5 protein-coding genes are annotated in these 7,025 nt (G+C 46.0%); all 5 read left to right on the top strand.

Annotation, left to right across the window (positions count from 1 at the left end):
• On the top strand, positions 1 to 3,470 hold a 3,470-nt coding region (gene rpoC / locus AC5V8P_RS21690; RefSeq protein ID WP_495473851.1), incomplete at its 5' end, for a DNA-directed RNA polymerase subunit beta'.
• A gap of 219 nt (positions 3,471 to 3,689) precedes the next feature.
• Positions 3,690 to 3,941 carry a ribosomal L7Ae/L30e/S12e/Gadd45 family protein gene (locus AC5V8P_RS21695; protein ID WP_064795934.1) on the top strand — a complete coding sequence of 84 codons (252 nt, stop codon included), beginning with the start codon at positions 3,690 to 3,692 and terminating at the stop codon, positions 3,939 to 3,941.
• A gap of 144 nt (positions 3,942 to 4,085) precedes the next feature.
• On the top strand, positions 4,086 to 4,508 hold the full coding sequence (gene rpsL, locus AC5V8P_RS21700) for a 30S ribosomal protein S12 (protein WP_007432587.1): 423 nt from the start codon (positions 4,086 to 4,088) through the stop codon (positions 4,506 to 4,508).
• A 50-nt stretch (positions 4,509 to 4,558) separates the two neighbouring features.
• Entirely contained in the window at positions 4,559 to 5,029 is a 471-nt protein-coding gene (gene rpsG / locus AC5V8P_RS21705; RefSeq protein ID WP_007432586.1) for a 30S ribosomal protein S7, read from the top strand.
• A gap of 47 nt (positions 5,030 to 5,076) precedes the next feature.
• Positions 5,077 to 7,025, top strand: a 1,949-nt coding sequence (gene fusA, locus AC5V8P_RS21710; RefSeq protein WP_495473852.1) for an elongation factor G, incomplete at its 3' end; no start/stop codon positions are given.

Genomic DNA, 7,025 nt, shown 5'->3' on the forward strand with positions numbered 1-7,025 from the left:
AGAAGATTTTCGGACCTACGAAAGACTGGGAATGTCATTGTGGTAAGTACAAACGTGTACGGTATAAAGGTGTTGTCTGCGACCGTTGTGGAGTAGAAGTTACTCGCGCTAAGGTTCGCCGTGAACGTATGGGCCACATTGAGTTGGCTGCTCCTGTATCGCACATTTGGTACTTCAAAGGCATTCCGAGTCGTATGGGTCTTGCTCTTGATATGTCTCCAAGATCTTTGGAAGAGATCATTTACTTCGCATCTTATGTTGTAACCGATCCAGGAGATACGCCTTTGGAGAAAAAGCAACTCCTGTCCGAGAAAGAATATCGCAGCTACCGTGAGAAATATGGCTACGGATTCCAGGCGGGAATGGGTGCTGAAGCGGTTAAAAAGCTTCTTCAAGACTTGGATATAGACAAAGAATTGGAATTTTTAAAAGAAGAGCTGCGTACAGCTCAGGGACAACGTCGAAACCGTGCGATCAAACGCCTTGAAGTTATTGAGGCATTCCGTAATTCCGGTAACCAACCGGATTGGATGATCATGGACGTACTGCCTGTTATACCTCCTGAGCTTCGTCCGATGGTACAGCTGGATGGTGGACGTTTTGCTACTTCTGACCTTAATGATCTGTATCGTCGTGTTATTAACCGTAATAACCGTCTGAAACGCCTGTTAGATCTGGGTGCGCCAGATATTATCGTGCAAAATGAAAAACGGATGCTGCAGGAAGCTGTTGACGCTCTGATTGATAATGGTCGTCGTGGTCGTCCTGTTACAGGTCCGGGTAATCGTCCTTTGAAATCCCTCAGCCACATGCTGAAAGGTAAACAAGGACGTTTCCGTCAAAACTTGCTCGGGAAACGTGTTGACTATTCCGGTCGTTCCGTTATCGTTGTAGGTCCGTACTTGAAGATGTACCAATGCGGTCTGCCGAAAGAAATGGCGCTGGAGCTGTTCAAGCCTTTTGTAATGAAAGAGCTTGTGAACAAAGGTTTGGCACACAACATCAAGAGCGCGAAGCGTAAAGTGGAACGCGTGAGTGCTGAAGTATGGGACGTACTCGAAGAAGTAATCAAGGAACATCCAGTTCTTCTAAACCGTGCCCCTACGCTGCATAGACTGGGGATTCAAGCGTTTGAACCAATCTTGGTTGAAGGCCGTGCGATTCGTTTGCATCCGCTCGTATGTACGGCATATAATGCCGATTTTGACGGTGACCAAATGGCGGTTCACGTTCCGTTGTCTGCGGAAGCTCAAGCTGAAGCTCGTTTGCTCATGCTGGCATCCGGCAACATTTTGAATCCCAAAGACGGCAAGCCTGTTGTTACTCCTTCCCAGGATATGGTCCTTGGCTCATTCTATTTGACTATGGATAACAAGGAAGAAGAAGGAAGTAACATGATCCTTCGCAACCCGAATGAGGCGATCTCAGCTTATCAGCGTGGAACTGCGGGGCTTCATGCCCGTGTAGCTATTCCGGTTAAGGCGTTGAATAAAACGAGCTTTACAGAGAAGCAACAGGATGCAATGTTGATTACAACTGTGGGTAAAATTATCTTTAATGAGATATTCCCAGCAAGCTTCCCGTATATCAATGACGCTACTCGCGCTAACCTGCTCTATGGTACTGCTGAAGAGTTCTTTGTTTATGAGAAGGGTGTAAATCTTACTGAAGCCATTCAGAACGCTCCACAAGCTAGTGGAGTGGGTAAGGATTACCTTGGTAATATCATCGCCCGTTGCTTTGAGATTTACCACACAACAGAAACGGCTGTGATTTTGGATAAGATCAAACAGCTTGGCTTTACGTATTCCACTCGTGCAGGTGTAACGGTTGCTGTGGCAGACGTAGTTGTACCTCAAGAGAAACAGGATATTCTTAAAGCGTCTGACGATAAAGCACAAGTCGTAACGAATCAGTATCGTCGTGGTCTGATTACGAACGAGGAGCGCTATGACCGGATTATCGATATTTGGTCCAAGGCTAAAGATGATATCACAGACATTTTGATGAAATCCATGGATCGCTACAACTCCATCATGATGATGGTTGACTCCAAGGCGCGTGGTAATAAATCACAGATTACTCAGCTCGGCGGTATGCGCGGACTGATGGCGAATCCATCGGGTCGTATTATCGAGCTCCCAATCAAATCGAATTTCCGTGAAGGTCTGACAGTACTCGAGTACTTCATCTCCACACACGGAGCGCGTAAAGGTTTGGCGGATACAGCGTTACGTACAGCTGACTCTGGTTACCTGACTCGTCGTCTCGTTGACGTGGCACAAGATGTTATCGTGCGCGAAGATGACTGCGGAACGGATAAAGGCTTTACAGTAAGCCGCATCCAGGACGGTAAAGAAGTAATTGAGGACCTGTACGATCGTTTGGAAGGTCGTTATTGCTTCGAAACCGTACGTCATCCTGAGACTGGTGAGATTTTGGCTAGACGCAACGAACTGATTGACTCCAACAAAGCTGAAGCGATTGTTAAAGCTGGTGTAGAAAAAGTCCAAATTCGCTCCGTGCTAAGTTGCCGTGCTAAACATGGCGTCTGCAAAAAATGCTACGGTCGTAATCTGGCTACTGGCAAACACGTTGAGATTGGTGAAGCGGTTGGTATTATCGCGGCTCAATCCATCGGTGAACCAGGGACACAGCTCACCATGCGTACGTTCCACACAGGTGGTGTAGCGGGCGATGATATCACGCAAGGTTTGCCTCGTATTCAGGAGCTTTTTGAAGCACGTAATCCTAAAGGTCAGGCAACCATCAGTGAAATTGACGGTGTAGTTAAAGAGGTTCGCGAAGGGAAAGACCGTCGCGAAATCGACATTCAGGGTGAAGCTGAAACAAAAACCTATTCGGTTACTTATGGTTCACGTCTGCGCGTAAGCGAAGGCATGACTGTTGAAGCCGGGGATGAACTGACGGATGGTTCGATTGACCCTAAAGAAATGCTGCGTATTAAAGGTATTCGCGGGGTACAGAACTATATCCTCCAGGAAGTTCAACGTGTATATCGGAACCAGGGTGTAGAAATTAACGACAAGCACGTAGAAGTTATGATTCGTCAAATGTTGCGTAAAATTCGTATCATTGATGCGGGCGACACGACACTTCTTCCAGGTTCATTTGTTGATGTGCATGAGTATGAGAATGCAAACAAGATAGCTATTCTCAGTGGTCAAGAACCAGCAGTAGCCAAACCAGTTCTTCTTGGTATCACCAAGGCGTCTTTGGAAACTGACTCCTTCTTGTCAGCGGCTTCCTTCCAGGAAACTACTCGTGTCTTGACAGACGCAGCTATCAAAGGAAAAGTCGATCAGTTGCTTGGTCTGAAAGAAAATGTAATTATCGGTAAATTGATCCCTGCGGGAACAGGTATGAACCGTTACCGTAGCGTGAAATTTGCCCAGCCTGAAGAGGGGCAATCCTCATCTGAGGAGCTTGAACCCATTTCAGCTGAGTAATATAAAAATAGTATAATAAGCCCGGAACACCGTAGATATAAGCTTTGGGTAAAAGCTACAGCAACGGTGCTCCGGCGCTTCTTATGAAAAAGTAACGTACTACTTTGTTTGAATAGATTATAGTTGATAATTGTCTTGACATTGTTCATAGTCAATGCTAATATAGCAAAGGTGCGTGAGCAGCCTATATGCTATTGGGTCTTTTCGGAGGAATGAGATATGTCTAAAGAACAGGGACTACAAGATGCTCATGTCAAAATCGGTACCAAACAAACCATTCGTATGGTAGAATTGGGCTTCGCCTCAGAAGTATATGTGGCAGAAGATGCAGATCAGCGTCTCACTTCCAACATCATTGATTTGTGCGATAAGCAAGGAGTCAAAGTGACTCTCGTAGATACAATGAAAAATCTCGGAGCTGCATGCGGGATTGAAGTGGGGGCCGCGATGGTTGCTATCGTAAAACAATAGGGTAAGGAACGTTTTTGTCTAGGGAATCGTTATTCTTGGCGGCAAAGACTTTTCATTTGTTCTTTTATGAACCGCCTGGGTCTGTGGACTTAGATAAGGTTTGTAAAGTAACAGCAAAAATTGAGGAAGGGGGTGGCAACCAACATGCCAACTATTAACCAACTGGTTCGTAAAGGACGTCAAGCCAAAATCGAGAAATCGAAATCACCAGCTTTGCAAAAAGGTTTTAATGCCTTGAAACGTGAAGCTACTGACATCAGCGCCCCACAAAAACGTGGAGTATGCACTCGTGTAGGTACTATGACTCCGAAAAAACCAAACTCCGCACTTCGTAAATATGCTCGTGTTCGCTTGACGAACCGTGTAGAGGTGACTGCTTACATTCCAGGTATTGGACATAACCTTCAAGAACACAGCGTAGTGCTGATTCGTGGCGGTCGTGTAAAAGACCTTCCGGGTGTGCGTTATCACATCGTTCGCGGTGCTTTGGATACTGCAGGCGTAAATAACCGCATGCAAGCTCGTTCCAAATACGGCGCAAAACGCCCTAAAGCTAAAAAATCCTAATGAATATAAACCGCGTATGCAGGTTTAACATGTAAGAAAGGGGGATATCCATGCCACGCAAAGGTCCAGTTACCAAAAGAGACGTGTTGCCAGATCCGGTATACAACAGCAAGTTGGTTACTCGCTTGATCAACCGCATCATGCTCGACGGAAAAAGAGGCGTTGCTCAAAGCATTCTGTATAATGCGTTCAAGCTTATCCAAGAACGTACGGGGAATGACCCGATGGAAGTTTTTGAAGCAGCTATCAAGAATATCATGCCAGTCCTGGAAGTTAAAGCACGCCGTGTCGGCGGTGCCAACTACCAAGTACCAATCGAGGTAAAACCAGAAAGACGTACGTCCCTGGGATTACGTTGGCTCGTAAACTACTCCCGCAACCGCGGCGAGAAAACTATGGAAGAGCGTTTGGCGGCTGAGATTATCGATGCTTCCAACAACACAGGCGCTTCCGTGAAAAAACGTGAAGACACGCACAAAATGGCTGAAGCGAACAAAGCGTTTGCTCACTATCGTTGGTAGGATTCAGCTTAAAAAAATAACTTCAATTTTGAAGGGAGACCCATTTCATGGCAAGAGAGTTCTCCTTGAAAAATACACGTAATATCGGGATCATGGCTCATATTGACGCGGGTAAAACCACAACAACAGAGCGGATCTTGTTCTACACAGGCCGTACGCACAAAATCGGTGAAGTTCACGAAGGTGCTGCAACAATGGACTGGATGGAGCAAGAACAAGAGCGCGGAATCACGATTACTTCCGCTGCGACGACCGCTGCCTGGAAAGGTCACCGCGTCAATATCATCGACACCCCGGGGCACGTTGACTTCACTGTTGAAGTTGAACGTTCCCTTCGTGTATTGGACGGAGCAGTTGGTGTTTTCAGTGCGAAAGAAGGCGTTGAGCCTCAGTCTGAAACTGTATGGAGACAGGCTGATCGCTATGGCGTTCCACGTATCGCATATGTAAACAAAATGGATATTATTGGTGCCGACTTCTTGAACGTTGTAGCTGATATGCGTGATCGCCTTCAAGCGAACGCAGTTGCGATTCAACTTCCAATCGGTGCAGAAAATGACTTTTTAGGTATCATTGATATCGTTGGACAAAAGGCATATATGTACAAAGATGACCTTGGTCAAAATATCGAAGAAACCGAAATTCCCGCGGAATACAAAGACAAAGTCGAAGAACTCCGCAACGAATTGATTGAGAAGGTTGCTGAACTGGACGAAGATTTGACTATGAAATACCTTGAAGGTGAAGAGATCACGGTTGAAGAAATTAAAGCCGCTCTCCGCAAAGGTGTTGTAGAAGTTAAGATCTTCCCAGTTATCTGTGGATCTTCTTACCGTAACAAAGGTGTTCAGTTAATGCTGGACGCTGTTGTTGATTACCTGCCAGCTCCTATTGATGTACCGAGTATTCAAGGTCATCTGGAAGATGGTACAGAAGTTGAACGTCATTCTTCTGATGAAGAGCCTTTCTCCGCATTGGCCTTCAAAATTATGACGGACCCTTACGTTGGTAAGTTGACATTCTTCCGCGTATACTCCGGTGTGCTTCAATCCGGTTCCTACGTATTGAATGCAACAAAGGGCAAACGTGAACGTATCGGACGTATTCTTCAAATGCATGCGAACAGCCGTCAAGAAATCACTGAAGTATACTCCGGTGACATTGCGGCAGCCGTAGGTTTGAAAGATACAGGTACAGGTGATACACTGTGTGATGAGAAGAATCCAGTTATTCTCGAGTCCATGAATTTCCCTGATCCGGTTATCGAAATCGCGGTTGAGCCTAAAACCAAAGCTGACCAAGACAAAATGGCAGTTGCACTCGGTAAGTTGACCGAAGAAGATCCAACTCTTCGCGCTTCTACTAACGAAGAAACTGGCCAAACTATCTTGGCGGGTATGGGTGAGCTTCACTTGGACATTATCATTGACCGCATGCGTCGTGAGTTCAAAGTGGAAACTAATGTAGGTAAACCACAAGTAGCATACCGTGAAACATTCCGTGCTCCAGCACGTGTTGAAGGTAAGTTTGTTCGTCAATCCGGTGGTCGTGGTCAATATGGTCACGTATGGGTTGAGTTCGAACCACTTGAAGCAGGTACAGGTAGCCAGTTTGAAAGCAAGGTTGTCGGTGGTTCTGTTCCAAGAGAATACATCGGACCTGCACTTGCTGGTATTGAAGAGCAAATGAAAAACGGTGTCCTGGCTGGCTTCCCGCTGGTGGACGTTAAAGCTACAATCGTGGATGGATCATACCATGATGTCGATTCCAATGAAATGGCATTTAAAATTGCCGGTTCAATGGCGCTGAAAGCAGCGAAAGACAAATGTAAACCTGTATTGCTTGAGCCGATTATGAAAGTTGAAGTAACGGTTCCAGAGGAATACATGGGAGACGTAATGGGTATGTTGAACTCCCGTCGTGGTCGGATTGAAGGTATGGATTCCCGTGGCGGTGCCCAAATCATTCGTGCAATGGTTCCATTGTCCGAAATGTT

The sequence above is a fragment of the Paenibacillus sp. N119s genome, assembly GCF_059447605.1.

Excerpts from the sequence above, each read along its gene's own strand:
- AC5V8P_RS21695 (WP_064795934.1), top strand. The coding sequence starts at position 3,690 with ATGTCTAAAGAACAGGGACTACAAGATGCTCATGTCAAAATCGGTACC.
- rpsL (WP_007432587.1), top strand. The coding sequence starts at position 4,086 with ATGCCAACTATTAACCAACTGGTTCGTAAAGGACGTCAAGCCAAAATC.
- rpsG (WP_007432586.1), top strand. The coding sequence starts at position 4,559 with ATGCCACGCAAAGGTCCAGTTACCAAAAGAGACGTGTTGCCAGATCCG.